This window comes from Luteimonas huabeiensis HB2 (assembly GCF_000559025.1).
Lineage (GTDB): Bacteria > Pseudomonadota > Gammaproteobacteria > Xanthomonadales > Xanthomonadaceae > Luteimonas > Luteimonas huabeiensis.
Window position 1 is genome coordinate 47,142 of the sequence record NZ_JAAN01000015.1, and the last position, 25,007, is coordinate 72,148.

Sequence of the window (25,007 nt, forward strand, 5' to 3'; positions counted from 1 at the left end):
CTTCTATGAGCAGGCTCTTCCGCGACGTCGGCGGCGGCCCGGTCTGTCCGGGCGGCAGCGTGGTCTGCATCGGCGCGTTCGATGGCCTGCACCTGGGCCACCGCGCGCTGGTGCGGCATGCGGCCGCGCGCGCGAAGGACTTCGACGCCGAGCCGGTGGCGCTGAGCTTCGAGCCGCTGCCGCGCGAGTTCTTCGGCGCCGGCGACCCGCCGCCGCGGCTGATGCTGCCGCGGGCCAAGGTCGAGGGCCTGCGCGCGGTGGGCGCGCGCACCATCGGCCTGCTGCGCTTCGACGCGGCCATGGCGGCGATGGACGCGGCCGACTTCGTGCGCCAGGTGCTGGTGCGCCGGCTGCGCGCGCGCGAGGTGTGGGTGGGGCCGGGCTTCCGCTTCGGCCACCGCCGCGGCGGCGATCTCGGCCTGCTGCAGCGCATGGGCGCCGAACTGGGCTTTGGCGCCGGCGAGATCGATCCGCTGCTGCACCAGGGCGAGCGGGTGTCGAGCACGGCGATCCGGGCGGCGTTGGCGGCGGGCGATTTCGCCCACGCCGCGCGCCTGCTGGGCCGCCCCTACGCGATCTCCGGGCGGGTGGTGCGCGGGCGGCAGCTCGGCCGCACCCTGGGCTATCCCACCGCCAACCTGCGCTTCGGCGGCAAGGTGCCGGCGCTGCGCGGCATCTACGCCACCCGCGTGCACGGCGTCGGCGACGCCCCGTGGCCGTCGGTGTCGAGCTTCGGCACCCGGCCGACCGTGGACGGCGTCGAGCCGCTGCTGGAGGCGCACCTGTTCGATTTCGCCGGCGACCTGTACGGCCGTCGCATCGAGGTCGAATTCGTCGCCCGCCTGCGCGACGAGGAGAAGTTCGCCGACCTGCCGGCGCTGGTGGCGCAGATGGACCGCGACGCCGAGCAGGCGCGCCGCATGCTGGCGCTGCACCCCGAACCCGCGCTGGACGATGCGGGCCATTCCACGCATACCGCACGACGATAGGCCTCCCCGCGTGAGCGCAGACTCCAACCGCTACAAATCCACCATCCACCTGCCCGCCACGGATTTCCCGATGCGCGGCGATTTGCCCAAGCGCGAGCCGGGGATCCTGGATCGCTGGGAGCGCGAGGGCCTGTACGCACGGCTGCGCGAGCACGCCCGCGGCCGCCCGCTGTTCGTGCTGCACGACGGCCCGCCCTACGCCAACGGCGCGATGCACCTGGGGCACGCGGTCAACAAGGTGCTCAAGGACATCATCGTCAAGTCCAAGCACCTGGCCGGCTTCGACGCGCCCTACGTCCCGGGCTGGGACTGCCACGGCCTGCCGATCGAGATCGCCATCGAGAAGAAGTACGGCAAGGTCGGGACCAAGCTCGACGCGACCCAGTTCCGGCAGAAGTGCCGCGAGTACGCCACCGAGCAGATCGAGCTGCAGCGGCAGGGATTCAAGCGCCTGGGCGTGGTCGGCGACTGGGAGAACCCCTACAGGACGCTGGACTTCCGCTTCGAGGCCAACGAGATCCGCGCGCTGGCGCGCGTGGTGGAGAACGGCCACCTGACCCGAGGCGTCAAGCCGGTGCACTGGTGCTTCGACTGCGGCTCGGCGCTGGCCGAGGCCGAGATCGAGTACCAGGACAAGGTCTCGCCGGCGGTGGACATCGCCTACGCCGCGCGCGACGGCGCGGCGCTGGCGGCCCGGTTCGGGGCCGTGCTGCCCGAGGGCGTCGAGGTCGCGGTGCCGATCTGGACCACCACGCCGTGGACGATCCCCGCCTCGCTGGCGGTGTCGCTGGGCGCGGAACTGGACTACGCGCTGGTCGAAGGGCCGCCGCGCGACGGCCGGCGGCGCTGGCTGGTGCTGGCCTCGGCGCTGGCGGAAAAGGCTCTTCAGCGCTACGGCGTGGAGGCGGCGGTCGTGCACGGCCACGCCAGGGGCGCGGCGCTGGAAGGCCTGCTGCTGGCGCACCCGGCCTATGCCGAGCGCGACATCCCGCTGGTGCTGGGCGAGCACGTCTCCGACGACGACGGCACCGGCGCGGTCCACACCGCGCCCGGCCACGGCCAGGAGGACTACCAGGTCTCGCGCCGCTACGGCCTGCTCGAGCGCTATTCGGCCGCGCAGATCAACCCGGTGGACGGGCGCGGCGTGTACCTGCCCTCGACGCCGCCCATCGGCGACGCCGCGCTGGCCGGCATGCACATCTGGAAGGCCAACGACGCCATCGTCGAGGCCCTGCGCGGCAACGGCAGCCTGCTGGCCGCCGGCCGGATGGAACACAGCTACCCGCACTGCTGGCGCCACAAGACCCCGATCGCGTTCCGCGCCACGCCGCAGTGGTTCATCTCGATGGAGCAGGCCGGCCTGCGCGCGGACGCGCTGCGCGCGATCGAGGACGTGAAGTGGTATCCCGAATGGGGACAGGCGCGCATTGCCGGCATGATCGCCGGCCGCCCGGACTGGACGATCTCGCGCCAGCGCACCTGGGGCGTGCCGATCGCGCTGTTCGTGCATCGCGAGACCGGCGAGCCGCACCCGCGCAGCGTCGAGCTGATGCGCCAGGTCGCCGACCGGGTGGAGCAGGGCGGGGTGGATGCCTGGTACGCGCTGGACCCGGTCGAACTGCTCGGCGATGAGGCCGCGCACTACGACAAGGTCGCCGACATCCTCGACGTCTGGTTCGATTCCGGCGTCACCCACGAGGCGGTGCTGCCCGACCGCGGCCTGCCCAAGCCGGCCGACCTGTACCTGGAGGGCAGCGACCAGCACCGCGGCTGGTTCCAGTCCTCGCTGCTGACCGGGGTGGCGATCGACGGTGCCGCGCCGTACCGGCAGTGCCTGACCCACGGATTCACCGTGGACGAGCACGGCCGCAAGATGTCCAAGTCGCTGGGCAACGGCATCGAGCCGCAGGACATCATGAAGACCCTGGGCGCGGACATCCTGCGCCTGTGGATCGCCAGCGCCGACTACAGCAACGAGATGTCGCTGTCGCAGGAGATCCTCAAGCGCAACGCCGATGCCTACCGGCGCATCCGCAACACCGCGCGCTTCCTGCTCGGCAACCTGCACGGCTTCGACCCGGCCGCGCACCTGCGCGATCTGGACGACATGGTCGCGCTGGACCGCTGGATCGTGCACCGCGCCTGGCAGGTGCAGGAGCAGATCAAGGCCGCCTACGAGCGCTACGACTTCGCCGAGATCGTGCAGGCGCTGCTGAACTTCTGCTCGGTGGACCTGGGCTCGCTGTACCTGGACGTGACCAAGGACCGCCTGTACACGATGCCCGAGGACTCGCGCGGCCGGCGCTCGGCGCAGAGCGCGATGTACCGCATCGCCGAAGGTTTCGTGCGCTGGATCGCGCCGGTGCTGAGCTTCACCGCCGACGAGCTGTGGAGCCATCTGCCGGGCGAGCGCGCGGACAACGTGCTGTTCGCCACCTGGTACGAGGGCTTGGCGCCGCTGCCGGCCGACGCCTTGCTTTCGGAAGCCAACTTCGAGCGCCTGCTCGCGCTGCGCGAGCAGGTCGCCAAGGTGCTGGAGCCGATGCGCGCCAGCGGCGAGATCGGCGCCGCGCTGGAGGCCGAGATCGAGTTGCGCGCCGGCGTGGCCGACCAGATCCGCGCCGAGCCGTTCGTCGACGAGCTGCGCTTCTTCTTCATCAGCGGCGACGTGAGCGTGGTCGACGCCGACGAGCAGGCCGACGGCCTGCGCGTGGTCGCGCGGCGGACCGACAAGGCCAAGTGCGTGCGCTGCTGGCAGCACCGCGCCGACGTGGGCGCGCACCCGGCGCATCCCGGGCTGTGCGGGCGCTGCGTGGACAACATCGAGGGCGACGGCGAGGACCGGCGCTGGTTCTGATGCCGCTTCGGCCGGCGCGCGCGCGGCCGGCCGATGGTCGAGAATAGGCCCCCTGCGCTTTCCGCCGTCGCCCGCGCCGGCGGCCCCACCACGGATCCACGACTGATGACGCGCCCCAAGCCCAACGCCCTGATCTGGCTGCTGCTGTCCGCCCTGGTGATCGGCCTGGACCAGCTCACCAAGTGGTGGGTGCTCACCCACCTGCCCGAGTACACCGCGATCCCGGTGATCGACGGGTTCTGGAACTGGTACCGCACCTACAACACCGGCGCGGCGTTCAGCTTCCTCGCCGATGCCGGCGGCTGGCAGAAGTGGTTCTTCACCGTGCTCGCGTTCGGCATCAGCGGCCTGCTGGCGTTCTGGCTCTCGCGCACGCCGCGCGGCGACTGGAAGACCGCGCTGCCGTTCGCGCTGGTGGTGGGCGGCGCGCTCGGCAACGTGATCGACCGCCAGATCCACGGCCACGTGGTGGACTTCATCCAGTGGCACTGGCGCGACTACTACTGGCCGGCCTTCAACCTCGCCGACAGCGCCATCGTCGGCGGCGCGATCGGCATCGCGGTGTTCGGGCTGTTCCCGGGCCAAAAGAAGAAGGGGTAGGGCCGCCGGCTCGGCGCCGCGCAGGGGCCCTGGCCAGCGCTGGCCGACCCCGGGCATGCCGTGGCCCGTTCCCTTCTCCCGCGTTGCGGGAGAAGGTGCCCCCAAGCATGTCGTGGCCCGTTTCCTTCTCCCGCTTGCGGGAGAAGGTGTCCCAGGCATGCCGTGGCCCGATCCCTTCTCCCGCGTTGCGGGAGAAGGTGCCCCGAAGGGGCGGATGAGGGCCGCTTTCTCGAGCGCTGCCGCTCGTCTCCCTCACCCCAACCCCTCTCCCGCAGGCGGGAGAGGGGCGATCGTGCCGGGCCGGCGCCGGCACCCGCCTCGCGCTTCAGGCTGGAGGGGCGCGGCTCCGTTAGAATTCGGGGTTCATGGAGATCATTCTCGCCAATCCCCGCGGCTTCTGCGCCGGCGTCGACCGCGCGATCGAGATCGTCAAGCGCGCGATCGAGACGCTGGGCGCGCCGATCTACGTCCGCCACGAGGTGGTCCACAACCGCTACGTGGTCGAGGACCTGCGCGCGCGCGGGGCGATCTTCGTCGAGGAACTCGACGAGGTGCCGGACGGCCAGACGGTGATCTTCAGCGCCCACGGGGTCTCGCAGGCGGTGCGCGCCGAGGCCGAGCGCCGCGGGCTGAAGGTGTTCGACGCGACCTGTCCGCTGGTCACCAAGGTGCACTTCGAGGTCGCCCGCCACTGCCGCGCCGGGCGCGATGTGGTGCTGATCGGCCACGCCGGCCACCCCGAGGTCGAAGGCACCATGGGCCAGTGGCGCAAGGAGGCCGGGGCGGGATCCATCTACCTGGTCGAGGACGAGGACGATGTCGCCGCGCTCGAGGTCTCGCAGCCCGGCAATCTCGCCTACACCACCCAGACCACGCTGTCGGTGGACGACACCCGCAGCGTCATCGCCGCGCTGCGGGCGAAGTTCCCCGCCATCCAGGGCCCGAAGAACGACGACATCTGCTACGCCACCCAGAACCGCCAGGACGCCGTGCGCGACCTGGCGCGGCAGTGCGACCTGGTGCTGGTGGTGGGCTCGCCCAACAGCTCCAACTCCAACCGCCTGCGCGAGCTGGCCGAGCGCGACGGCGTCGAGGCCTACCTGATCGACGGCGCCGACGAGATCGACCCCGCCTGGGTCGCCGGCCGCAACCGCATCGGCGTCACCGCCGGCGCCTCGGCCCCGGACGTGCTGGTCGAGGGCGTGCTCACGCGGCTGCGGGAACTGGGCGCGCGCAGCGTGGGCGAACTGGAAGGCGAACCCGAGAGCATGGTGTTCGCCCTGCCCAAGGAGCTGCGCGTGCGCCTGGTCGATTGACCCCGTCGCGGCCGAAACCTAGAATCGCATGCCCCGGCGCAAGCGTCGGGCGCCACGCACCGCGCGGCTGCAGTGCCGGAATAGCTCAGTTGGTAGAGCGGCGCATTCGTAATGCGTAGGTCGTAGGTTCGAATCCTATTTCCGGCACCATTCCGCTCCATCCGTCCGCCGGCGCGCGACAAGGCCGCCGCGATGCGTGCACACTCCGGCGCATGGGCGCCTCCGACGACCTTCCCTCCGCTCCGCTGGCCCCGAGGCCGGACCTGGAGGCGTTGCGCGCGCGCTTCGCCGCCCGGGGCCGGGTGGTGGTGCCCGACCTGCTGGCGCCGGTGTTCGCCGCCGAGCTGCACGCCTGCCTGGCGGGCTGGCCGCGCTGGGCGCTGGTGACCCGGGTGCAGGGCCGGCACCGCGACTTCGATGCCGCGGCGATGGCGCGCATCCCGCCGCAGGATCGCACCGAGCTGGACGCGCTGATCGCCGCCGAAGCCCGGCAGGGCTTCCAGTACCTCTACGAACGCTACCCGCTCTACGACGTCGGCTTCCGGCCGGAACCGGGGCCGCCGGTGCTGGACCGGTTCCGCGCGCTGCTGCGCGAGGGGCCGCTGCTGGCGCTCGCGCGGCGGATCAGCGGCTGCGAGGACATCGCCTTCGGTGACGGCCAGGCCACGCGCTACCGCAAGGGCCACTTCCTGACCCTGCACGACGACGCCGAGCCGGCCAAGCGGCGGCGCGTGGCCTACGTGCTCGGCCTGACCCCGGACTGGGCGCCGGACTACGGCGGCCAGCTGCAGTTCCTGGGCGCCGACGGCGGGGTCGAGGAGGTGGTGGTGCCGCGCTTCAACACGCTGTCCCTGTTCCGGGTGCCGTGCCCGCACCTGGTGAGCGCGGTGGCGCCGTTCGTGGAGGCGCCGCGGCTGTCCATCACCGGCTGGCTGCGGGCCGCGGCGGATCCCTAGGGAAGGTCTGAACAAGTCCATCCATGGACTTGTTCAGACGCCGCCAGTCCGGCGCACGTCCGGACTGGCTCACGCAGATCGATCGCTTACGCGATCGACTGCGGGCAAACCCTCCTGGTTTGCGGAACTTCTGAACTTTGTTCAGAAGTTCCCTAGGCGCTGCGGCCGCCGTCATCGCGCGGCCATGCGCGCTTCACCGTTTCTACGCGGTATGCCGGGCACAGTGCGCGTCCCGACCCGACCGCTTTCGTCATGGATCCGAGCTCGATCGACATCTTCGTCACCCGCAACGTCGACGGCTACGTGGTGGCCCCGGCCGGCGCCCCGTTGCCCGCCGACGCGATGGAGGCCCTGGGCGGCGTGGTGCACGGCTGGACCCAGCAGATCGGCGAGGCCGGCGTGCTGCCCGGCTGGCGGGAGGTGCGCAACGACCTCGACGCCTGCGGCTACAGCATCCTCTCCGAGGAGGATTTCATGGCGCTGCTGCTGCCGCGCGCGCTGGCGCCGCCGCCGCGCCCGCTGGCGCTGGGCGCGGTCGGCGCGCTGGCCGCCGCGGCCTGAGCATCGCGCCGGCGGCGCCGGCGCCATCGCGGTCTCGTCGCACGCGACCGCGCCCCGTTACCCTGTGGTCCGGTTTTCCTGCGGATCCAGCGGCATGTCCAGACCCTCCGGCGCGGCCAAGCCCGCGCGTGCGCGTACCGCCTACGTCTGCGCCGAGTGCGGCGCCGAACACGGCAAGTGGCAGGGCCAGTGCGCCGGCTGCGGCGCCTGGAATACGCTGTCGGAGTTCGTCGTCGAGCCGGCCGCCAAGACCGCCCAAGCCGCGCGCCGCGGCGGCTGGGCGGGGCGCGCGGACGCGCCGCGGGTCACTGCGCTCAAGGACGTGCGCCATACCGAGCAAGCGCGCGTCTCCACCGGCATCGGCGAACTCGACCGGGTGCTCGGCGGCGGCCTGGTCGAAGGCGCGGTGGTGCTGGTCGGCGGCGATCCCGGCATCGGCAAGTCCACGCTGCTGCTGCAGGCGGTGGCGCGGATGGCGACGACGCTGCCGGCGCTGTACGTGACCGGCGAGGAATCGCTGGCGCAGGTCGCCGGCCGCGCGGCGCGGCTCGACCTGCCGCTGGACGGCCTGCAGGCGCTGGCCGAGACCGGGGTGGAGACCATCCTCGCGCACGTCGCCGGCATGGCCGCCGGCGCGCGCCCGCGGCTGATCGTGGCCGATTCGGTGCAGACGCTGTGGACCGAGTCGCTGACCGCCGCCCCGGGTTCGGTCAGCCAGGTGCGCGAGAGCGCGGCGCGGCTGGTGCGTTACGCCAAGGAGACCGGCACCGCGGTGTTCCTGGTCGGCCACGTGACCAAGGAGGGCGGCATCGCCGGCCCGCGCGTGCTCGAGCACATGGTCGATGCGGTGCTGTACTTCGAGGGCGAGAGCGGCAGCCGCTTCCGCGTGCTGCGCGCGTTCAAGAACCGCTTCGGCGCGGTCAACGAGCTGGGCGTGTTCGCGATGGGCGACAAGGGCCTGAAGGAAGTGCCCAACCCGTCGGCGATCTTCCTTTCCGGCGGCAGCACCCGGCAGCCGGGCAGCTGCGTCATGGTCACCCGCGAGGGCACCCGGCCGCTGCTGGTGGAGGTGCAGGCGCTGGTGGACAGCTCGCCGCTGTCCAATCCGCGGCGGGTCGCGGTGGGGCTGGAGCAGAACCGGCTGGCGATGCTGCTGGCGGTGCTGCACCGGCACGGCGGGGTGGTGGTCGGCGACCAGGACGTGTTCGTCAACGTGGTCGGCGGCATCCGCGTGCAGGAGACCGCGGCCGACCTGCCGGTGTTGCTGGCGGTGCTGTCGAGCCTGCGCGACGCGCCGTTGCCGGAGAAGACCATCGCCTTCGGCGAGGTCGGCCTGTCCGGCGAGATCCGCCCGGTGCCCAACGGCGAGGAGCGCCTGCGCGAAGCCGCCACGCACGGCTTCAAGCGCGCCATCGTGCCGAGGGCCAACGCACCCAAGGCCGGTGCGCTGAAGGGCCTGGAGGTGATCGCGGTGGAGCGCCTGGCCGACGCGTTGGCGGCGGTGTAGCGGCGCGGCGCCCCAGGGCCGCCCTCAGCGCGCGGCGCCGTGGCGCGAGACCGGCCGCAGGTCGGGCAGGGCGCCGTCGGCGTCCGCGGCGGCGGCGATGCAGGCGTCGGCGCGGGCGATGTCGATGCCCTCGGCCGCGTACCAGTCGTCGTTGTAGTAGCTGTGCGCGTAGCGTTCGCCGCCGTCGCACAGGATGGTGACGATCGAGCCGGTCTCGCCGCGCGCGCGCATGGCCTGGGCCGCGTGCAGCACGCCGACGAAGTTGGTGCCGGTGGAGCCGCCCACGCGGCGGCCGAGGCGGCGGTTGACGTAGCGCATCGCGGCCAGCGCGAGCGCGTCTGGCACCTTGACCATCGCGTCCACGCAGGCCGGCACGAAGCTGGGCTCGGCGGTCGGGCGGCCGATGCCCTCGATGCGCGAGGCCGGCGCCGGCGCGGTCGGCGCCGGCTCGCCGCGGGCGAGGGCGGCGTAGTGGCCGTGGAAGGCCGAGTGTTCCGGGTCGGCGCACAGCACGCAGGTCGCCAGGCCGCGGTAGCGCGCGTAGCGGCCGATGGTCGCGCTGGTGCCGCCGGTGCCGGCGCTGCACACCAGCCACGTCGGGACCGGGTGCGGTTCCTGCTCCATCTGCCGGAAGATCGATTCGGCGATGTTGTTGTTGGCGCGCCAGTCGGTGGCGCGCTCGGCGTAGGTGAACTGGTCCATGAAATGGCCGCCGCAGTCGCGCGCGACCTCGGCGGAGGCCGCGGCGATGCCGCAGGCGTCGCGGACCAGGTGGCAGCGGCCGCCGTGGAACTCGATCGCGGCGATCTTCTCCGGCGAGGTCGAGGCCGGCATCACCGCCACGAACGGCAGCCCGAGCAGGCGCGCGAAATAGGCCTCGGACACCGCGGTGGAGCCGCTGGAAGCCTCGACCACGGTGCTGCCGGCGTGCAGCCAGCCGTTGGCCAGCGCGTACAGGAACAGCGAGCGCGCCAGCCGGTGCTTGAGGCTGCCGGTCGGGTGGCTGGATTCGTCCTTGAAGTAGACGTCGATGCCGGGGAAGCCGGGCAGCGACAGCGGGATCAGATGGGTGTCGGCCGAGCGGTTGAAGTCGGCCTCGATGCGGCGGATCGCCGCGGCGGTCCAGCGCAGATGGTCTTGGCAGGCCAGGCGGCTGGCCTCGTCGGAGAACGGCATGGCAGGGCCTCGCGCGGCGTGCGGGCCGCGGGGCGCCTATCTTCGCTCATCGGCGTGCGTGCGGCGACCGCCTCAGTGCCCGCCCGCCGCGGCGCCGCCGGCCTTGGCCGAGAACGGCGGCCTGGCCATCCAGACGATCGCGATGACCAGCAGGAACAGGATGCCCAGCAGGTGGAAGATCTCGTTGAAGCCGACCTGGGTGGCCTGCTGCGCGATCGTCTGTTCGAGCACGGCCGCGCCGCGCTGCAGGTCGCCGCCGCCCAGCGCCGCGACGGTCTGGCGGATCGCCGGATCGTGCGCGGCGATGTGCTCGGTCAGCTGCGCGTGGTGCACGGTGCTGCGCGTGTTCCACGCCCAGGTGGTCAGCGAGGCGGCGAAGCTGCCGCCGAGCGTGCGCACGAAGGTGGCCAGGCCGGAGCCGGCGGCGATCTCGTGCGGTTCCAGGTCGGACAGCAGGATGGTCAGCACCGGCATGAAGAACAGCGCCACGCCCAGGCCCTGCCAGAGCTGCACCGTGGCCACGTGGGCGAAATCGACCTCGAGGTTGAACCCGGAGCGCACGAAGCTGGTGAACGCCATCACCATGAAGGCGAAGCTGGCTAGGATGCGCAGGTCGAAGCGCGCCGCGTACTTGCCCACCAGCGGCGTGAGCAGCACCGGCAGGATCCCGATCGGCGCGGTGGCGAAGCCGGCCCAGATCGGCGTGTAGCCCAGGTTGCGCTGCAGCCACAGCGGCACCAGCAGGCCCACGGCGAAGAACGCCGAGTAGCCGAGCACCATCGCCGCGGTGCCGAAGGCGAAGTTGCGGTGGCGGAACAGCCGCAGGTCGACGATCGGGTCCTGCTCGGTCAGCTCCCAGATCAGGAACACCGCCAGGCCGAGCGCGGCGACGATCGCCAGCACCACGATCTTGGTGCTGGCGAACCAGTCCTCGTCGTTGCCGAGGTCGAGCAGCGTCTGCAGCGCGCCCACGCCGATCACCAGGGTGATCAGGCCCACGTAATCCATCTTCGGCCGCTGCAGCGTCTCCGGCCGGCCGCGCAGCTGGCTGGCGACCACCGCGCAGGCGAACAGGCCCAGCGGCACGTTGATGAAGAAGATCCATTCCCAGCTGTAGTTGTCGGTGATCCAGCCGCCGAGGATCGGCCCGCAGATCGGCGCCACCACGGTCACCATCGCCAGCAGCGCGATGGCCTGGCCGCGCTTGTGCGGCGGGTAGATCGAGATCAGCAGCGCCTGGGTGACCGGGTACATCGGCCCGGCGACGAAGCCCTGCAGCGCGCGCGCGGCCACCAGCAGGCCCATGCTCGCGGCCAGCCCGCACAGCAGCGAGGCGACCACGAAGGCGAAGGTCGCCCACACAAACAGCCGGCGCTCGCCGAAGCGGCGGGTCAGGAAGCCGGTCAGCGGCAGCGCGATGGCGTTGCTGACCGCGAACGAGGTGATGACCCAGGTGGCCTGGTTGGCGCTGGCGCCGAGGTTGCCGGCGATGGTCGGCAACGACACGTTGGCGATGGTGATGTCCAGCACCTGCATGAACGACGCCAGCGCCAGGCCGAAGGTCGTCAGCGCCAGGCGCGGCGGGCGGAATGCGGTGGGCGCGGCCGGGGCCGCGGCGGCGGGGGCGCTGCTGGACATCGGGGGGCCTCCCGGGCGGCTGCGGTCAACGGCCGCCGGCGGCGGCCGGCGCGCCGGGCAGGTTCTGCGCGATCGTCCGCGCGATCACGGCGTCGGCTTCGGCGAGCGTGTCCGCGTAGGCGGCGGTCGCCAGCAGCGGCGCGTCGCGGGCCACGGGCGCGGCGGCCAGCACCGGGCCGTCCTGGTCGCGGATCGAGACGTCCACGTGCATGCTCAGGCCCAGCCGCAGCGGGTGTTCCGCCAGCTGCGCGGGATCGAGCTCGATGCGCACCGGTACCCGCTGCACGATCTTGATCCAGTTGCCGCTGGCGTTCTGCGGCGGCAGCAGCGAGAACGCGCTGCCGGTGCCCATGCCGAGGCTGGCCACCCGGCCCGCGTAGCGGACGTCGCCGCCGTAGAGGTCGGCGCGCACCTCCACCGGCTGGCCCAGGCGCATGCCGGCGAGCTGGGTCTCCTTGAAGTTCGCCTCCACCCAGACCTGCTCCAGCGGCACCACCGTCATCAGCGGCGTGCCCGGCTGCACGCGCTGGCCGAGCTGCACCTCGCGCCGGGCGACGTGCCCGGAGACCGGCGCCACGATCGCCATGCGCTGCAGGTCGAGCCAGGCCTGCCGCACCTGCGCGGCGGCGGCCTGCACCTGCGGCTGGCTGGCGACCTCGGTGGCGTCGACCAGCGCCCGGCTGCGCGCCAGCTCGCCCTGCGCCGCCGACAGCGCGGCCTCGGCCGCGGCCAGCACGTCGCGGGCGTGGGCCAGTTCCTCGCGCGAGACCGCGCCGCTGGCGACCAGGCCCTCGCGGCGGCGCACGTCCTCGCGCGCCTGGCGCACGGCGACGCGTCGCGCGGCCAGGTCGGCCTGCCCGGCCTCGACGCTGCTGTACAGCCCGCGCACCTCGCGCACGGTCGCGGCGAGGTGGGCCACCGCGCGGTCGTAGGCCACCTGCGCGTCGTTGGGGTCCAGGTGCACCAGCGCCTGGCCGGCCTCCACCCGCATGCCTTCGTCGGCATCGATCGAGACCACGGTGCCCGCCGCCTGCGGGACCACGCTGACCACGTTGCCCTGGACGTAGGCGTCGTCGGTGTCATCGTGCCAGCGGGCGATCAACAGGTACCAGGCGGTCCAGGCGAGGCCGGCGGCGACGGCGACGGCCGCCAGCAGGAGCAGCGCGCGACGGCGCCGGCCCGGCGTGCGGGCGTTGTCGGAGGAGGGGGAGGTCTGAGCGGTCATGGCGCGGCGGTTTCGATGTGCGGGGGCGGGGTGTGGGGGGCGGCGGCCAGTTCCAGTCCGCCGCCCAGCGCGCGGTCCAGGTCGGCGGCGGCGGCCAGGCGCTGCGCGCGCAGGCCGGCCTGGCGCTGCTCGAGCTCGAAGAGGGGGCGTTGCGCGGCGAGCACGTCGAGCTGGGTGCCGATGCCGGCGCGGTAGCGCGAGGCGGCCAGGTCGAACGCTTCGCGGGCCGCGGCCAGGGCGGTGTCGAGGGTCTCCAGCTGGGCGTCGAGCGCGCGCGCGGCCTGCCCTGCACGGCGTCGGCGACTTCGCGCAGCGCCGCGACCAGGGTGTCGTCGTAGGCGGCCACCGCCAGGTCGTATTCGGCATCGCGCTGCGCCAGTCCCGCGCGCAGGCGGCCGCCGTCGAAGATCGGCAGGCTGATCGCCGGGCCGCCGAAGCCGAGCACGGCCTCGGAGCCGAACAGGTCCGACAGCCCGCCCGAGGCCAGGCCGGCCAGCGCGGCGAGGTTCACGCTGGGCCGGAACGCGGCCTGCGCGGCCTGCACGCCGCGGGCGGCGGCTTCCACCCGCCAGCGCGCGGCGACCACGTCGGCGCGATGGCCCAGCAGCTCGCTCGGCAGCACGTCCGGCAGCGTCGGCGCGGGCGCGCGCAGCAGGCGCGGCGGGGCGATGTCCAGCCCGCGGTCCGGGCCCTTGCCGAGCAGCGCGGCGAGCGCGTTGCGCAGCGCGTCGATCCGCTGCTGCGCGGCCTGCGCCTGCTGCTGCGCGATGCCCAGCGCGGTCTCGGCGTTGCGCAGCTGCAGGCGGGTATCGAGCCCGGCCTCGGTACGCTGCCGGGCCAGCCGCACCAGCGCGTCGGCGCGCCGGGACTCGCGATCGGCCACGTCGCGCGCGTCGAAGGCCTCGGCCAGGGCGACGTAGCCGCGGACCACGTTGGCGGCGAGCGTCACCCGCGCGGCCTGGGCATCGATCTCGCGTGCCCGCGCTTCGCCGACGGCGGCCTCGAACTCGGCGCGGCGGCCGCCCCAGAGGTCGGGGGACCAGGAGAAGTCGAGCAGCAGCACGGTGCTGGTGTTGAAGTCGCCGGCCACGGACTCCGGCGCCAGCGTTTCCGGCAGCCGCACGCCCGACTGGCGCGCGCTGGCCGACAGCGTCGGGCGCCGTGCGGCGTCGGCCAGGCCGGCCTGCGCCGCGGCGATGCGCAGGCGCGCATCGGCGGCGGCCAGGGTCGGGCCGTCGCGCAGGGCCTCGGCGACCAGGGCATCGAGCTGGGGGTCGCCCAACCGGGTCCACCAGTCCGCGGCGGGAAACGCGGCCGCACTGAGCGCGGTCGCGCCGGCCAGGCTGTGCGCGGCCTGCAGGCCGTCGGGATCGCGCGGCGAGGACTGTGGCGCGAGGCCGCCGGGGCTGGCGCAGGCGGCCAGCAGCGTCGGCAACAGGGCGGCGGCCAGCACCCGCAGCGGTGTGCCGGCGGACAGGAACGGCGTGTTCATTCGGCAGGGGCCTTCAGGTTGTCCCGGACCTGCTCCAGCAGGCGGATCAGGCGGGCGCGTTCGGCGTCGTCGAGGCCGGCCAGCGCGCGCTCCCGCACCCGCTGGCCGCACTGTTCGATGTCGCGCCAGATCGCTTCGCCCGCCTCGGTGAGGCGGATGCGCAGGACGCGGCGATCGGCCGGATCGGGCACCCGGTCCACCAGGCCCCGCGCCACCAGCTTGTCGAGCAGGCGGGTCATCGCGCCGGGGTTGAGTTCGGCGGCGCGGGCGAGGTCGCCGGCGCAGATCGGGCCCAGCGCCAGCGTCTTCAGCACCACGTACTGGCTGAAGCTCAGCACGTGGCCGGCGCGCGCCAGTTCATCGGCCATGCGCGCCCACATCGCATCGCGGACCTGGCGGAAGAGCAGGCCGAGGCTGGAGCCGCTGGAGGTGGCGCAGGGGCGGGACGACATGGCGGCGAATGATGCTGGCCTGGGCAATAGTTGTCAATGCAACCATTGTCCCGGCAATGGGATGGAGCGGTCCGGGCGGGCGGTGAGCGGGGGCGGGAGTGAGGGGCGGCGTGTCGGCCGCGGCGTCAGGCGGTGCGGCCCAGCACCAGTTCCAGCACGAACTTGCTGCCGAAGAAGGCCAGCACCAGCAGGGTCATCGCGGTCAGCGTCCAGCCCACCGCGGTGGCGCCGCGCCAGCCGTAGCGCCAGCGCCCGAACAGCAGCGCGCCGAACACCAGCCAGGACAGCACGCTCAGCACGGTCTTGTGGATCAGGTGCTGGGCGAGCAGGTCGTGCACGAACAGGATGCCGGTGAGCAGGGTGGCGGTCAGCAGCGCGAAGCCCACCACGATGGTGCGGAACAGCAGCGCCTCCAGCTCGGTCAGCGGCGGCAGCGCGCGCGACCAGCGGTGGAACTCGCGCCGGCGCAGGGCGCGGTCCTGGGCCCACAGCAGGATCGCCACCAGCGCGGCCACTGCCAGCGTGGCGTAGGCGAGCAGGGCGAACCACGCGTGCAGCTGCAGCCGCCAGTCCAGCCCCTCGGGCACGTGGTGGCCGGCGCCGGCATAGGTCGCCAGCGAGGCCGCCGCCAGCGGGAACACGGTCACCCCCAGCGCCGGCATGCGGCCGCGGATGCCGAACAGCAGCGTCAGCAGCGACATGCCCAGCCCGACCAGCGACAGCGCGGCGAAGAAGTGCAGGTCGGCACCGCCGACCTCGCGCCAGGCCAGCACGTGGTAGGCGCCGTGGCCGAGCGCGGCGGCCAGCGCCGGCAGCGCCCAGGCGGCAGTGCCGGCCGGCGTGTCGCGGGCCACCGTCCGCACCAGCAGGCTGGCCGCCGCGAGATAGAGCACGGTGGCGATGAACACGATCGGCATTGCACCAGTGTCGCATGCTTTGCCGCCGCCGGCGGGGGCGGCGCGGGGCGCGACGGTATACTTCCGCGTCCCGCCCGCCAGCCCGTGAACCGCATGTTCGAATCCCTGACCCAGCGCCTGTCCGGCACCATGGAGCGCCTGCGCGGGCGCGGCCGGTTGACCGAGGAAAACATCCGCGAGGCCACCCGCGAGGTGCGCATCGCGCTGCTCGAGGCCGACGTCGCGCTGCCGGTGGTGCAGGCGCTGATCGAGCGCATCAAGGTGCGCGCGGTCGGCCAGGAGGTGTTGAAGTCGCTGACCCCCGGCCAGGCGCTGATCAAGGTGGTGCGCGACGAGCTCACCGCGGTGATGGGCGCGCAGGCGGCGGAGCTCAACCTCAACGTGCCGGCGCCGGCGGTGGTGCTGATGGCCGGCCTGCAGGGCGCAGGCAAGACCACCACCGTGGGCAAGCTCGCCCGGCACCTCAAGGAGAAGCGCAAGAAGAAGGTGATGGTGGTCAGCGCCGACGTCTACCGGCCGGCCGCGATCGAGCAGCTCAAGACCCTGGCCGAGCAGGTCGGGGTGGCGTTCTTCCCCTCCGAGGCCTCGCAGCGGCCGGTGGACATCGCGCGCGCGGCGATCGCCGATGCGCGCAAGTCCTTCGTCGACGTGCTGCTGGTCGATACCGCCGGCCGCCTCGCCGTGGACGAGGCGATGATGGCCGAGATCCAGGCGCTGCACGCCGCGATCGATCCGGTCGAGACGCTGTTCGTGGTCGATGCGATGACCGGCCAGGACGCCGCCGCCACCGCCAAGGCGTTTTCCGAGGCGCTGCCGCTGACCGGCGTGGTGCTGACCAAGACCGACGGCGACGCCCGCGGCGGCGCCGCGCTGAGCGTGCGCTACGTCACCGGCCGGCCGATCAAGTTCATCGGCACCGGCGAGAAGACCGACGGCCTGGACGTGTTCCATCCCGATCGCGTCGCCAGCCGCATCCTCGACATGGGCGACGTGCTGTCGCTGGTGGAGCAGGTCGAGCAGCAGGTCGATCGCGACAAGGCCGAGAAGCTCGCCCGCAAGGTCGCCAAGGGCAAGAAGTTCGACCTCAACGACATGCGCGACCAGCTCGAGCAGATGCAGAACATGGGCGGGCTGTCCGGGCTGATGGACAAGCTGCCCGGCATCGGCCAGGTGCCGGAGCATCTCAAGCAGCAGGTCACCGGCAAGGAAGTGCCGCGGATGATCGCCATCATCAACTCCATGACCAAGAAGGAGCGCCGCAATCCGGCGCTGCTTAACGGCTCGCGCCGCGCGCGCATCGCCGCCGGCTCCGGCACCACGCCGGCCGACGTCAACCGGCTGATGAAGCAGTACCAGCAGATGGAGAAGATGATGGGCAAGATGGCCCGCGGCGGCATGAAGGGCATGATGCGCGGCCTGCAGGGGATGATGGGCGGGCGCGGCGGGATGCCGCCGTTGCGCTGAGAGCCGGCGCTCCCATGTCCGCGCGATCGACCGGCGCCGCCCCGGGCGCAGCATCCGCCCGCGCCGGGCGCTTCTGCGAACGCTTCGGCCTGCGTCGGCCGATCCTGATGGGGCCGATGGCCGGCGCCTGCCCGCCGGCGCTCGCCGCGGCCGTCGCCGAGGCCGGCGGCATGGGCGCGATGGGGGCGGTGCTCTCGCAGCCGGGCGACATCGGCGACTGGATGGCCGCGTTCCGCGCCCGCTCCGGCGGCCCCGCGCAGATCAACCTGTGGGTGCCGGACCCGCCGCCGCAGCGCGATGCGCAGGCCGAGGCTGCCACCCGCGCCTTTCTCGAGCGCTGGGGACCGCCGGTACCGGCCACCGCCGGCGACGCCGGCCCGGCCGACTTCGACGCCCAGTTCGAGGCGCTGCTCGCCGCGCGGCCGGCGGCGGCCTCGAGCATCATGGGGCTGTTCGGCGAGGCGCAGGTGCGGCGGCTGAAGGCGGCCGGCATCGCCTGGTTCGCCTGCGCGACCACGCTGGACGAGGCGCTGCGCGCGCAGGCCGCCGGGGCGGACGCGGTGGTGGCGCAGGGCGCCGAGGCCGGCGGCCACCGCGGCGCCTTCGACGCCGACGCCGCGGACCGCCAGCTGGTCGGGCTGTTTGCGCTGCTGCCGCGGCTGGCCGACCGGCTCGAGATCCCGGTGATCGCCGCCGGCGGCATCGCCGATGGACGCGGCATCGCCGCCGCGCTGCTGCTCGGCACCAGCGCGGTGCAGATCGGCACCGCCTTCCTGCGCGCGCCCGAAGCGGCGATCGCGCCGGCCTGGGCCGACGCCCTGGCCGATGCGGAGCCGGAGGACTGCTGGCCCACGCGCGCCTTCAGCGGCCGGCTCGGCCGCGCGCTGGCGACCGCCTACGTGCGCGCGGCGGCGGCGGCCGACGCGCCGCCGCCGCGGCCGTACCCGGTGCAGCGCGGACTGACCGCGCCGATGCGCCGGCAGGCGGCGGCCGAAGGGCGGCTGGAGGCGATGCAGGCCTGGGCCGGCCAGTCCGCCTGGCTGGCGCGCCCGGCGCCGGCCGCGACGCTGGTCGAGACCTGGTGGCGCGACGCCGAGCGGCTGCTCGCGTGAGCGGCTGGCTCGCGCTGCTGTGCGACGGCGCGCCCGCCACCGCGCAGGATCTCGCCGTGCCGGCGCTGCTCAACGACGGCCACTTCAGCACCCTGCAGGTGCGCGACGGCGCCGCGCGCGGATTCGACCTGCACCTGCAGCGGCTGTGCGACGCGACCCGCCAGCTGTTCGACGCCGAGCTGGCGCCCGCGCGCGTGCGCCGCGACTGCGCGGCGGCGCTGGCCGCGGCCGGCGTGCGCGATGCGACCCTGCGCGCCACCGTGTTCCGCCGGCCCGGCACCGATGCGCCGTCGCTGCTGGTCTCCATCGCGCCGCCGGCCGAGCCGCCGCCGCTGCCGCTGCGGTTGAAGTCCTTCGGCTACGTGCGCGCCCTGCCCGGGATCAAGCACGTCGGTACCTTTCCGCTGTTCCACCACCGGCGCCTCGCCGAGCGCGCCGGCTTCGACGACGCGCTGTTCGTCGCCCCGGGCGGCCACATCTGCGAGGCGACGGTCTGGAACCTGGGCTTCTTCGGCGACGACGGCGTGACCTGGCCGCAAGGCCCGGCGCTGCGCGGCGTCACCGAGCGGCTGTTGCAGGCCGGCCTGGACGCGGCCGGGGTGCCGCAGGCGGCGCGGCCGGTGAGGCTGGCCGAGGTCGGGGCGTTCCGCGGCGCCTTTGCCTGCAACGCGCGCGGCCTGCAGCCGGTGGCGGCGATCGACGCGGTGCGCTACGCGCGCGACGACGCCTCGCTGGACGCGGTCGCGCGCGCGCTGGACGCGCAGCCCTGGCAGCCGATCGCCGCGGCGGACGCGGCGGCCGGGGAGCATGGGCGGTAGAAGCGGTCCGGGGCGCACGATCCGTTGCCGCGCAGGCCCGCCGCAGGCCGGCGAAGCGGCGCGAGACCGGCCCCGCTCGGCGAGCGTCGGCGTCGAACGTTTCCGGCGACCACGCGCCTGCGGCGATCAGCTACCCTGGCGTGCGCCGGCGCCCGCCGGCAGGGGAGTCCGCGCCGCCGGCGCGGCAGGAGAGCATCGGCCGCCAGCGTGCGGCCGCACAGGGAGACATCGCATGCTCGACCCGCAGTCCGCGACGCCGCACGACGGGGGCGGCGACGCGCCCGTGCCCGCGCCCGTGCCCGACACGGTGCGCCACACGCCGCAGTTCGACGGCCGCGCCGCCGAGTTCTTCGGCATCTGGATCGTCAACGTGCTGCTGACGGTGCTCACCCTCGGCCTGTACTCGGCCTGGGCCAAGGTGCGCACCGAGCGCTACTTCTACGGCAACACGCGCCTGGCCGGTTCGGCCTTCGAATACCTCGCCGATCCGATCCGCATCCTCAAGGGGCGCCTGATCGCCTACGCGGTGGTGATCGCGATCGCGCTGAGCTTCCAGTTCCTGCCGCTGCTGTACTTCGCGCTGATGCTGGGCGTGTTCGCCAGCATGCCGTTGCTGGTGTTCCTGTCCACGCGCTTCCGCGCCCGCTATTCCGCCTGGCGCGGTCTGCGGTTCCGCTTCGTCGGCACCGCCGGCGGCGCCTACGGGCCGTTCCTCGGCTGGCCGATCCTGTCGGCGCTCACGCTGAGCCTGGGGTATCCGCTGATGCGCAAGCGGCAGCACGCGTACCTGGTCTCGGGCCACCGCTTCGGCCGCACCGCCTTCGGCTTCGAGGCGAGGACCGCCGACTACTTCGTGCCCTACGCGATCGCCCTGGCGATGGCGCTGGCCCTGTTCGCGCTGATGGCGACGCTGATCGGCGGCATCGCGTGGAGCGTGCTCGTCGCCGGCGGCGAGACCGGCGGCGGTTCGGCCGCCTTCCACTGGCTGACGGTGGGCGGACTGCTGCTGTTCTACGGCGGCGTGTTCGTCCTCGGCGTGTGGTTGCGCACGCGCTACCTCAACCTGATGTGGAACAACGCGCGGCTGGGCCCGCACCGCTTCGAATCGACCCTGCGCGTGCGCGACGTGCTGTGGCTGTACGCCGGCAACCTGGTGGTGGTGCTGCTCACCCTGGGGCTGGCCACGCCGTGGGCGATGGTGCGGCTGGCGCGCTACCGCGCCTCGCGCTTCGCGGTGCTGGTGCAGGGCGGCATCGAGGACTTCGTCGCCGACGTCGACGCCGAGCGCGGCGCGGCCGGCGCCGAGCTGGTGGACGCGCTCGACCTGGGCGTGGACATCGGCCTTTGAGCGAGCGGTCTCTGAGCATGGGGGCGATCGAGGGCCAATGGCACGACGGCCGTTCCAGCCGCGCGCGGGCCGTGCGGCTGGACAGGGCGGGCGACGCGCTGCGGATCGTCGACGCGGCCGACGGCTCGCAGGCCTTCTGGCCGCTGGCCGAGGTGGTGCCCAGCGCACGCCTGGGGGCGACGCCGCGGGTGCTGCGGCGCGCCGGCCACGGCCAGATCGAGTGCGCCGACGCGCCGGAGCTGGCGCAGTGGTTCCCGAGCCCGCCCAGCCGCATCGAAGCCCTGGCCGACTGGCTGGAACGCCGTCGCACCGCGATCCTGGTCGCGGCGCTGGGCGCCGGGCTGCTCGTCTTCGCCTTTCTGCGCATCGGCGTGCCGTGGGCGGCGGCGGAGATCGCCGCGCGCCTGCCCGAAGCGGTCGAGGACGAGGTGAGCCGTCAGACCGCCGCCGTGCTCGAGCGCGCCGGGTACCTGCGCGCGAGCGGCCTGCCGCAGGCCCGCCAGGACGCGCTGCGGGCCCGCTTCGCGGCGCTGGTGGCGGGACAGCCGCGGCACCAGCGCATGCGCCTGCATTTCGTGGGGGCCAGGGGCCTGGGCGCCAACGCCTTCGTGCTGCCCGACGGCCGGATCTACGTCACCGATGCGCTGGTCCGGCTGGCCGGGGACGACGACGAGGTGCTGGCGGTGCTCGCCCACGAGGCCGGGCACCACGTCCACCGCCACGGCATGCGGCAGGCGATCGAGAGTTCCTCGGTGCTGCTGATCGCCGGCCTGGCCTTCGGCGACGTGTCCGGGTCCTCGGTGGCGGTGGCGCTGCCCTCGGTGCTGCTGAGCCGCGGCTACTCGAGGGGCCACGAGCGCGAGGCCGATGCCTACGCGATGGCGCTGCTGCGCGCGCGCGGACTGCCTCCGCAGGCGTTCGCGCGGATCATGCGCAGGCTCTCGGAGCGCGCCCCCGCCTCCGACGCCGGGCCGCTGGGCTACCTGTCCACCCATCCGCCCACCCCGGAGCGGATCGAGGCCGCCGAGCGCGCCGCGCGGGAATGAACGGCGTGCGGGCGCTTCCCCGCGCGCGCGCCGATCGGCTACAATCGCCGGCTTACCTCGCCGCAATGGCGACCGGGCAACACAGGAAACCGTAAAGATGGTCAAGATCCGCCTGACGCGTGGCGGCGCCAAGAAGCGCCCGTTCTACCACATCATCGTCACCGATTCGCGCAGCGCGCGCGACGGCCGCAACATCGAGCGCGTGGGCTACTACAACCCCGTCGCCACCGGCAACGAGCAGCGCGTGGTGCTCGACACCGCCCGCGTCGATCACTGGGTCGGGCAGGGCGCCCAGCTGACCGAGAAGGTCCGCGCCCTGTACAAGGAAGCGCTGAAGGCGCAGCCGGCCGCCTGAGCCGCACCGGCCGCGCCTCGCGCGGCCCATGCTCCGGAACGATGAACGAGCCCGTCCGTCGCGTCCTGCTGGGCAGGTTCCACGGCGCCTTCGGCGTGCGCGGCGAAGCGCGCCTGGAATCGTTCACCGAGCCGGACACCGAAATCTTCCGTTACCAGCCCTGGACCCTGCGCGATGCGCAGGGCCGGGAGCGCGAGCTGCTGGGCGCCCGCGGCCGGCCCACCCCGAAGGGGATCGTGGCCACGCTGCCGGGCGTCGAGGACCGCGACGCTGCCGACGCGCTGCGCGGGGTCGAGATCTGGGTGGCGCGCAGCGCACTGCCGCCGCCGCGGCCGGGCGAGTTCTACTGGGTGGACCTGGAGGGCCTGCGGGTGTCCAACCTGGAAGGCGTGGATTTCGGCCGCGTCTCCCACGTGTTCTCCACCGGCGCCAACGACGTGCTGGTGGTGCGCGACGACGCCCGCGAGCGCATGATCCCCTGGGCGCGGCCCGATTACGTGCGCGAGGTCGACCTGGACGCCGGCACGATCCTGGTGGACTGGGACCCCGAGTTCTGAAGGCCGCCCCCAGGCGGCGCCGCAGGGCCGCTGGCCCGGTTCCGATCCCGATCCCCAATCCCGGCTCCCCGCTCCCGATGCGCTTCGACGTCGTCACCCTGTTCCCCGAGTTCGTCGCCGCCTGCGCGGGCTTCGGCGTGGTCGGGCGCGCGCAGGAGCGCGGGCTGCTGTCGGTGCACGGGTGGAATCCGCGCGACTACGCCGAGGGCAACTATCGCCGGGTCGACGACCGTCCCTTCGGTGGCGGCCCCGGCATGGTGATGATGATCGAGCCGCTGCGCGCGGCCATCGCCGCGGCGCGCGGCGCCGATCCGCGGCCCGCGCACGTGGTCTATCTCAGCCCGCAGGGACGGCCGCTGACCCAGGCGCGGGTCCGCGAACTGGCCGCGCGCCCGCGCCTGTTGCTGCTGTGCGGGCGCTACGAGGGCGTGGACGAGCGCCTGCTCGCCGCCGAAGTCGACGAGGAAATCTCGATCGGCGACTACGTGCTCTCGGGCGGCGAGCTGCCGGCGGCGGTGGTGATCGACGCGGTCGCGCGCCTGCGCGAAGGCGTGCTGAACGACGCCGAGTCCGCGGTCCAGGACAGCTTCGAGGACGACCCGGCCCTGGGGCCGGGCCGGCTGCTCGACTGCCCGCACTACACCCGGCCGCCGCAGCACCCGCTGGGCGACGTGCCCGCCGTGCTGCTGGGCGGCAACCATGCCGAGATCGCGCGCTGGCGGCGCATGCAGGCGCTGGGCCGCACCTGGCAGCGCCGCCCGGAACTGCTGGACGAGGCGGCCCTGCCGGCGGAGGATCGCCGCCTGCTGGAGGCCTACCGCGCCGCCCTGTCCGCGGACGCGGGCGATCCCGAGCCGTAGCGCCCATCGCAGGCGCCGCGGGTGGGGCGGCCCGCCGCCGGCGCCCTACGAGGGCCAGTACTCGGCGTCGGGCGTGGCGCGCGCGCCGAAGATCGCCTGGCCCACGCGCACGACGGTCGCGCCTTCCTCGATGGCGATCTCGTAGTCGCCGGACATGCCCATCGACAGCTCGTCCAGCCCGATGCACTGCGCAACCTCCTGGCGCAACCGGTCGCGCAACTCGCGCAGCCGCACGAAGCAGCGGCGAACCCGCTCAGGCTCGGCCGACAGCAGCGCCAGCGTCATCAGGCCGCGCACGCGCAGCGCCGGAAAGGCGGGCAGCCGGCGCAGGAGCGCGGCGACTTCATCGGGCGGCAGGCCGTACTTGCTGGCCTCCCCGGAGGTATTGACCTGCACCAGCACGTCGAGCGCGCGGCCCTCCGCCTGCAGGCGCCGCTCCAGCGCCTCGGCCACGCGCAGGCTGTCCAGGGCCTGGAACTCGCTCGCGAAGCGCGCGACCAGCTTGGCCTTGTTGGTCTGCAGGTGGCCGATGACCGACCAGCGCAGATCGGTCAGATCGGCGGTCGCCTCCCACTTCCGGTACGCCTCCTGCGGCTTGTTCTCGCCGAACTCGCGGCAGCCCGCGGCATAGGCCAGCCGGATGCCGGCCTCGGGCTTGGTCTTGCTCACCGGCAACAGCCTCACGCCGGCCGCGTCGCGGCCGACCCGCGCGCAGGCCGCGGCGATGCGCGCGCGCACGGTCGCCAGGTTGCGGCGGAAATCCTCCAGCGATGTCGCCTGCGGCCAGCGGCCGTGCCGATCGTGACGGGTCGGGGTCTCCAGCGGGGTGGTCATGGCTCGAATTCCGGTATCGCCAGGCGGCGGGTCCGCTCGCACGGAGCGGGGATCGTGAAGCGGCATGGTATTCCCCCACGGCGAAAGCGCCCGGTCTCGGGGCTTCGCCGGGATCGCCGGGGAAATCGCGAGATGCCCGGCAACGTCGCGGTGCGGCGCCGATCGGCGGCGCCGTGGCGGGGGAGGACGCGACCCCCGGCCCGTGGTCGCCGGCGCACGCCCCGGCGGGGGAGCCTGCGCTGGCAACGGCGGTCCGAACCGGGCTATACTGCGCGGCTTACCGTTTCATCCGCCACGAGCGTGCGTCCACGTGCACCACGCCGACAACGACACCAACAGGCCATCGCCATGACCACCAAGCCCACCCTGAACACCCTCCTGCAGGACTTCGAGAAAGAACAGGTCCAGCGCACGCTGCCCGAATTCGGCCCCGGCGACACCGTCGTCGTCAACGTCAAGGTCAAGGAAGGCAACCGCGAGCGCGTCCAGGCCTACGAAGGCGTGGTCATCGGCATCAAGAACGCCGGCCTGAACTCCGCGTTCACCGTGCGCAAGATCTCCCACGGCTACGGCGTGGAGCGCGTGTTCCAGTCCCACAGCGCCTCGATCGAGTCGATCGAGGTGAAGCGCCGCGGCAAGGTCCGCGCCGGCAAGCTGTACTACCTGCGCGGCCTGGAAGGCAAGAAGGCGCGCATCAAGGAAGACCTGTCGATGTCGGCCAAGGCCAAGAACGAGAAGGCGCGCGCCGACAAGGCGGCCGCCGCCGAGGCCGCCGCGGCAGCCGCCGCCGAGTAATCCGGCGCGCTCCCCGGTGATCGCACGACGGCCGCCGCAAGGCGGCCGTCGTCGTTGCGGGCGCCCGTCGACCGCGTCGCCTCGCGGTCGCGGCATCGTCCGTCGCCGGCAACGTAGCGCCGGAGATGGGCG

The 25,007-nt window shown here is 73.5% G+C and carries 22 protein-coding genes, 1 tRNA gene and 1 pseudogene; 17 read left to right on the forward strand and 7 right to left on the reverse strand.

All coding sequences use genetic code 11. From position 1 onward, the window contains the following. Positions 1-5: 5 nt before the first annotated feature. The 8 genes from Z164_RS0106340 (at position 6) to radA (ending at position 8,786) form a co-directional block, all read left to right on the forward strand. Positions 6-989: a bifunctional riboflavin kinase/FAD synthetase gene (locus Z164_RS0106340; protein ID WP_024889885.1), complete on the forward strand. Its 984-nt coding sequence runs from the start codon at positions 6-8 to the stop codon at positions 987-989. Between the two features lie 70 nt (positions 990-1,059). Next, on the forward strand, positions 1,060-3,846 hold the full coding sequence (ileS, locus tag Z164_RS0106345) for an isoleucine--tRNA ligase (RefSeq protein WP_024889886.1): 2,787 nt from the start codon (positions 1,060-1,062) through the stop codon (positions 3,844-3,846). A 102-nt stretch (positions 3,847-3,948) separates the two neighbouring features. After that, on the forward strand, positions 3,949-4,446 hold the full coding sequence (gene lspA, locus Z164_RS0106350; RefSeq protein ID WP_152540877.1) for a signal peptidase II: 498 nt from the start codon (positions 3,949-3,951) through the stop codon (positions 4,444-4,446). A gap of 365 nt (positions 4,447-4,811) precedes the next feature. Next, positions 4,812-5,762: a 4-hydroxy-3-methylbut-2-enyl diphosphate reductase gene (ispH, locus tag Z164_RS0106355; RefSeq protein ID WP_024889888.1), complete on the forward strand. Its 951-nt coding sequence runs from the start codon at positions 4,812-4,814 to the stop codon at positions 5,760-5,762. 74 nt (positions 5,763-5,836) lie between these two features. Beyond that, positions 5,837-5,912, forward strand: a tRNA-Thr gene (locus Z164_RS0106360). Positions 5,913-5,974: 62 nt separating this feature from the next. Further along, positions 5,975-6,718 (forward strand): 2OG-Fe(II) oxygenase, encoded by a 744-nt coding sequence (locus tag Z164_RS0106365; RefSeq protein WP_024889889.1) that lies wholly within the window; start codon positions 5,975-5,977, stop codon positions 6,716-6,718. A 252-nt stretch (positions 6,719-6,970) separates the two neighbouring features. Beyond that, entirely contained in the window at positions 6,971-7,279 is a 309-nt protein-coding gene (locus tag Z164_RS0106370) for a hypothetical protein (protein ID WP_024889890.1), read from the forward strand. A 94-nt stretch (positions 7,280-7,373) separates the two neighbouring features. Continuing rightward, entirely contained in the window at positions 7,374-8,786 is a 1,413-nt protein-coding gene (gene radA / locus Z164_RS0106375; RefSeq protein ID WP_024889891.1) for a DNA repair protein RadA, read from the forward strand. A 24-nt stretch (positions 8,787-8,810) separates the two neighbouring features. On the opposite strand, the gene Z164_RS0106380 is transcribed toward radA, so the two are convergent. The 6 genes and pseudogenes from Z164_RS0106380 to Z164_RS0106405 all read right to left on the reverse strand — a co-directional run bounded on the left by Z164_RS0106380 (position 8,811) and on the right by Z164_RS0106405 (position 15,686). Then, complete coding sequence (locus tag Z164_RS0106380) at positions 8,811-9,962, reverse strand: PLP-dependent cysteine synthase family protein (protein ID WP_024889892.1); 1,152 nt, start codon at positions 9,960-9,962, stop codon at positions 8,811-8,813. Positions 9,963-10,034: 72 nt separating this feature from the next. Further along, positions 10,035-11,600, reverse strand: coding sequence for a DHA2 family efflux MFS transporter permease subunit (locus tag Z164_RS0106385; protein WP_024889893.1), 1,566 nt, complete (start codon positions 11,598-11,600; stop codon positions 10,035-10,037). Positions 11,601-11,625: 25 nt separating this feature from the next. After that, entirely contained in the window at positions 11,626-12,825 is a 1,200-nt protein-coding gene (locus tag Z164_RS0106390) for an HlyD/EmrA/EmrK family protein (RefSeq protein ID WP_024889894.1), read from the reverse strand. Beyond that, positions 12,822-14,317, reverse strand: a pseudogene (locus Z164_RS20110) (efflux transporter outer membrane subunit). The gene Z164_RS0106390 and the pseudogene Z164_RS20110 overlap by 4 nt, the downstream one beginning before the upstream one ends. Beyond that, complete coding sequence (locus Z164_RS0106400) at positions 14,314-14,769, reverse strand: MarR family winged helix-turn-helix transcriptional regulator (RefSeq protein ID WP_024889895.1); 456 nt, start codon at positions 14,767-14,769, stop codon at positions 14,314-14,316. Before Z164_RS0106400 ends, Z164_RS20110 begins: the two are co-directional and overlap by 4 nt. Before the next feature lie 125 nt (positions 14,770-14,894). Further along, positions 14,895-15,686: a cytochrome C assembly family protein gene (locus tag Z164_RS0106405; protein WP_024889896.1), complete on the reverse strand. Its 792-nt coding sequence runs from the start codon at positions 15,684-15,686 to the stop codon at positions 14,895-14,897. A 93-nt stretch (positions 15,687-15,779) separates the two neighbouring features. Here Z164_RS0106405 and ffh point away from each other — a divergent pair, with 93 nt between their 5' ends. From ffh to trmD, 8 genes are all read left to right on the forward strand, one after another. Next, complete coding sequence (ffh, locus tag Z164_RS0106410; protein WP_024889897.1) at positions 15,780-17,150, forward strand: signal recognition particle protein; 1,371 nt, start codon at positions 15,780-15,782, stop codon at positions 17,148-17,150. A gap of 14 nt (positions 17,151-17,164) precedes the next feature. Next, entirely contained in the window at positions 17,165-18,262 is a 1,098-nt protein-coding gene (locus tag Z164_RS0106415) for an NAD(P)H-dependent flavin oxidoreductase (RefSeq protein WP_024889898.1), read from the forward strand. After that, on the forward strand, positions 18,259-19,080 hold the full coding sequence (locus tag Z164_RS0106420) for an aminotransferase class IV (RefSeq protein WP_024889899.1): 822 nt from the start codon (positions 18,259-18,261) through the stop codon (positions 19,078-19,080). The genes Z164_RS0106415 and Z164_RS0106420 overlap by 4 nt, the downstream gene beginning before the upstream one ends. A gap of 232 nt (positions 19,081-19,312) precedes the next feature. Further along, entirely contained in the window at positions 19,313-20,428 is a 1,116-nt protein-coding gene (locus tag Z164_RS0106425; RefSeq protein WP_024889900.1) for a YjgN family protein, read from the forward strand. Next, positions 20,425-21,474: a M48 family metallopeptidase gene (locus Z164_RS0106430; protein ID WP_152540872.1), complete on the forward strand. Its 1,050-nt coding sequence runs from the start codon at positions 20,425-20,427 to the stop codon at positions 21,472-21,474. The genes Z164_RS0106425 and Z164_RS0106430 overlap by 4 nt, the downstream gene beginning before the upstream one ends. 97 nt (positions 21,475-21,571) lie before the next feature. Then, the gene (gene rpsP / locus Z164_RS0106435; protein WP_024889902.1) at positions 21,572-21,829 is read left to right on the forward strand and encodes a 30S ribosomal protein S16; all 258 of its coding nucleotides are present in this window, start codon (positions 21,572-21,574) and stop codon (positions 21,827-21,829) included. A gap of 41 nt (positions 21,830-21,870) precedes the next feature. Then, a complete protein-coding gene (gene rimM, locus Z164_RS0106440; RefSeq protein ID WP_024889903.1) occupies positions 21,871-22,386 on the forward strand; it encodes a ribosome maturation factor RimM in 516 nt (171 codons plus the stop codon). Between the two features lie 77 nt (positions 22,387-22,463). After that, positions 22,464-23,246, forward strand: a complete 783-nt coding sequence (trmD, locus tag Z164_RS0106445) for a tRNA (guanosine(37)-N1)-methyltransferase TrmD (protein WP_024889904.1) — start codon at positions 22,464-22,466, stop codon at positions 23,244-23,246. A gap of 45 nt (positions 23,247-23,291) precedes the next feature. Here the strand turns inward: trmD and Z164_RS20115 are convergent, their stop codons facing one another. Next, positions 23,292-24,080 carry a YggS family pyridoxal phosphate-dependent enzyme gene (locus Z164_RS20115; RefSeq protein ID WP_043689468.1) on the reverse strand — a complete coding sequence of 263 codons (789 nt, stop codon included), beginning with the start codon at positions 24,078-24,080 and terminating at the stop codon, positions 23,292-23,294. A gap of 348 nt (positions 24,081-24,428) precedes the next feature. On the opposite strand from Z164_RS20115, the gene rplS reads away from it, so the two are divergent. Continuing rightward, positions 24,429-24,875, forward strand: a complete 447-nt coding sequence (gene rplS / locus Z164_RS0106455; protein ID WP_024889905.1) for a 50S ribosomal protein L19 — start codon at positions 24,429-24,431, stop codon at positions 24,873-24,875. The last annotated feature ends 132 nt before the right edge of the window (positions 24,876-25,007 follow it).

Coding starts and splice junctions, on each gene's coding strand:
- Z164_RS0106340 (WP_024889885.1), top strand. CDS start 6: ATGAGCAGGCTCTTCCGCGACGTCGGCGGCGGCCCGGTCTGTCCGGGC.
- ileS (WP_024889886.1), top strand. CDS start 1,060: ATGCGCGGCGATTTGCCCAAGCGCGAGCCGGGGATCCTGGATCGCTGG.
- ispH (WP_024889888.1), top strand. CDS start 4,812: ATGGAGATCATTCTCGCCAATCCCCGCGGCTTCTGCGCCGGCGTCGAC.
- Z164_RS0106365 (WP_024889889.1), top strand. CDS start 5,975: ATGGGCGCCTCCGACGACCTTCCCTCCGCTCCGCTGGCCCCGAGGCCG.
- Z164_RS0106370 (WP_024889890.1), top strand. CDS start 6,971: ATGGATCCGAGCTCGATCGACATCTTCGTCACCCGCAACGTCGACGGC.
- radA (WP_024889891.1), top strand. CDS start 7,374: ATGTCCAGACCCTCCGGCGCGGCCAAGCCCGCGCGTGCGCGTACCGCC.
- Z164_RS0106380 (WP_024889892.1), bottom strand. CDS start 9,962: ATGCCGTTCTCCGACGAGGCCAGCCGCCTGGCCTGCCAAGACCATCTG.
- Z164_RS0106385 (WP_024889893.1), bottom strand. CDS start 11,600: ATGTCCAGCAGCGCCCCCGCCGCCGCGGCCCCGGCCGCGCCCACCGCA.
- Z164_RS0106390 (WP_024889894.1), bottom strand. CDS start 12,825: ATGACCGCTCAGACCTCCCCCTCCTCCGACAACGCCCGCACGCCGGGC.
- Z164_RS0106400 (WP_024889895.1), bottom strand. CDS start 14,769: ATGTCGTCCCGCCCCTGCGCCACCTCCAGCGGCTCCAGCCTCGGCCTG.
- Z164_RS0106405 (WP_024889896.1), bottom strand. CDS start 15,686: ATGCCGATCGTGTTCATCGCCACCGTGCTCTATCTCGCGGCGGCCAGC.
- ffh (WP_024889897.1), top strand. CDS start 15,780: ATGTTCGAATCCCTGACCCAGCGCCTGTCCGGCACCATGGAGCGCCTG.
- Z164_RS0106415 (WP_024889898.1), top strand. CDS start 17,165: ATGTCCGCGCGATCGACCGGCGCCGCCCCGGGCGCAGCATCCGCCCGC.
- Z164_RS0106425 (WP_024889900.1), top strand. CDS start 19,313: ATGCTCGACCCGCAGTCCGCGACGCCGCACGACGGGGGCGGCGACGCG.
- rpsP (WP_024889902.1), top strand. CDS start 21,572: ATGGTCAAGATCCGCCTGACGCGTGGCGGCGCCAAGAAGCGCCCGTTC.
- rimM (WP_024889903.1), top strand. CDS start 21,871: ATGAACGAGCCCGTCCGTCGCGTCCTGCTGGGCAGGTTCCACGGCGCC.
- trmD (WP_024889904.1), top strand. CDS start 22,464: ATGCGCTTCGACGTCGTCACCCTGTTCCCCGAGTTCGTCGCCGCCTGC.
- Z164_RS20115 (WP_043689468.1), bottom strand. CDS start 24,080: ATGACCACCCCGCTGGAGACCCCGACCCGTCACGATCGGCACGGCCGC.
- rplS (WP_024889905.1), top strand. CDS start 24,429: ATGACCACCAAGCCCACCCTGAACACCCTCCTGCAGGACTTCGAGAAA.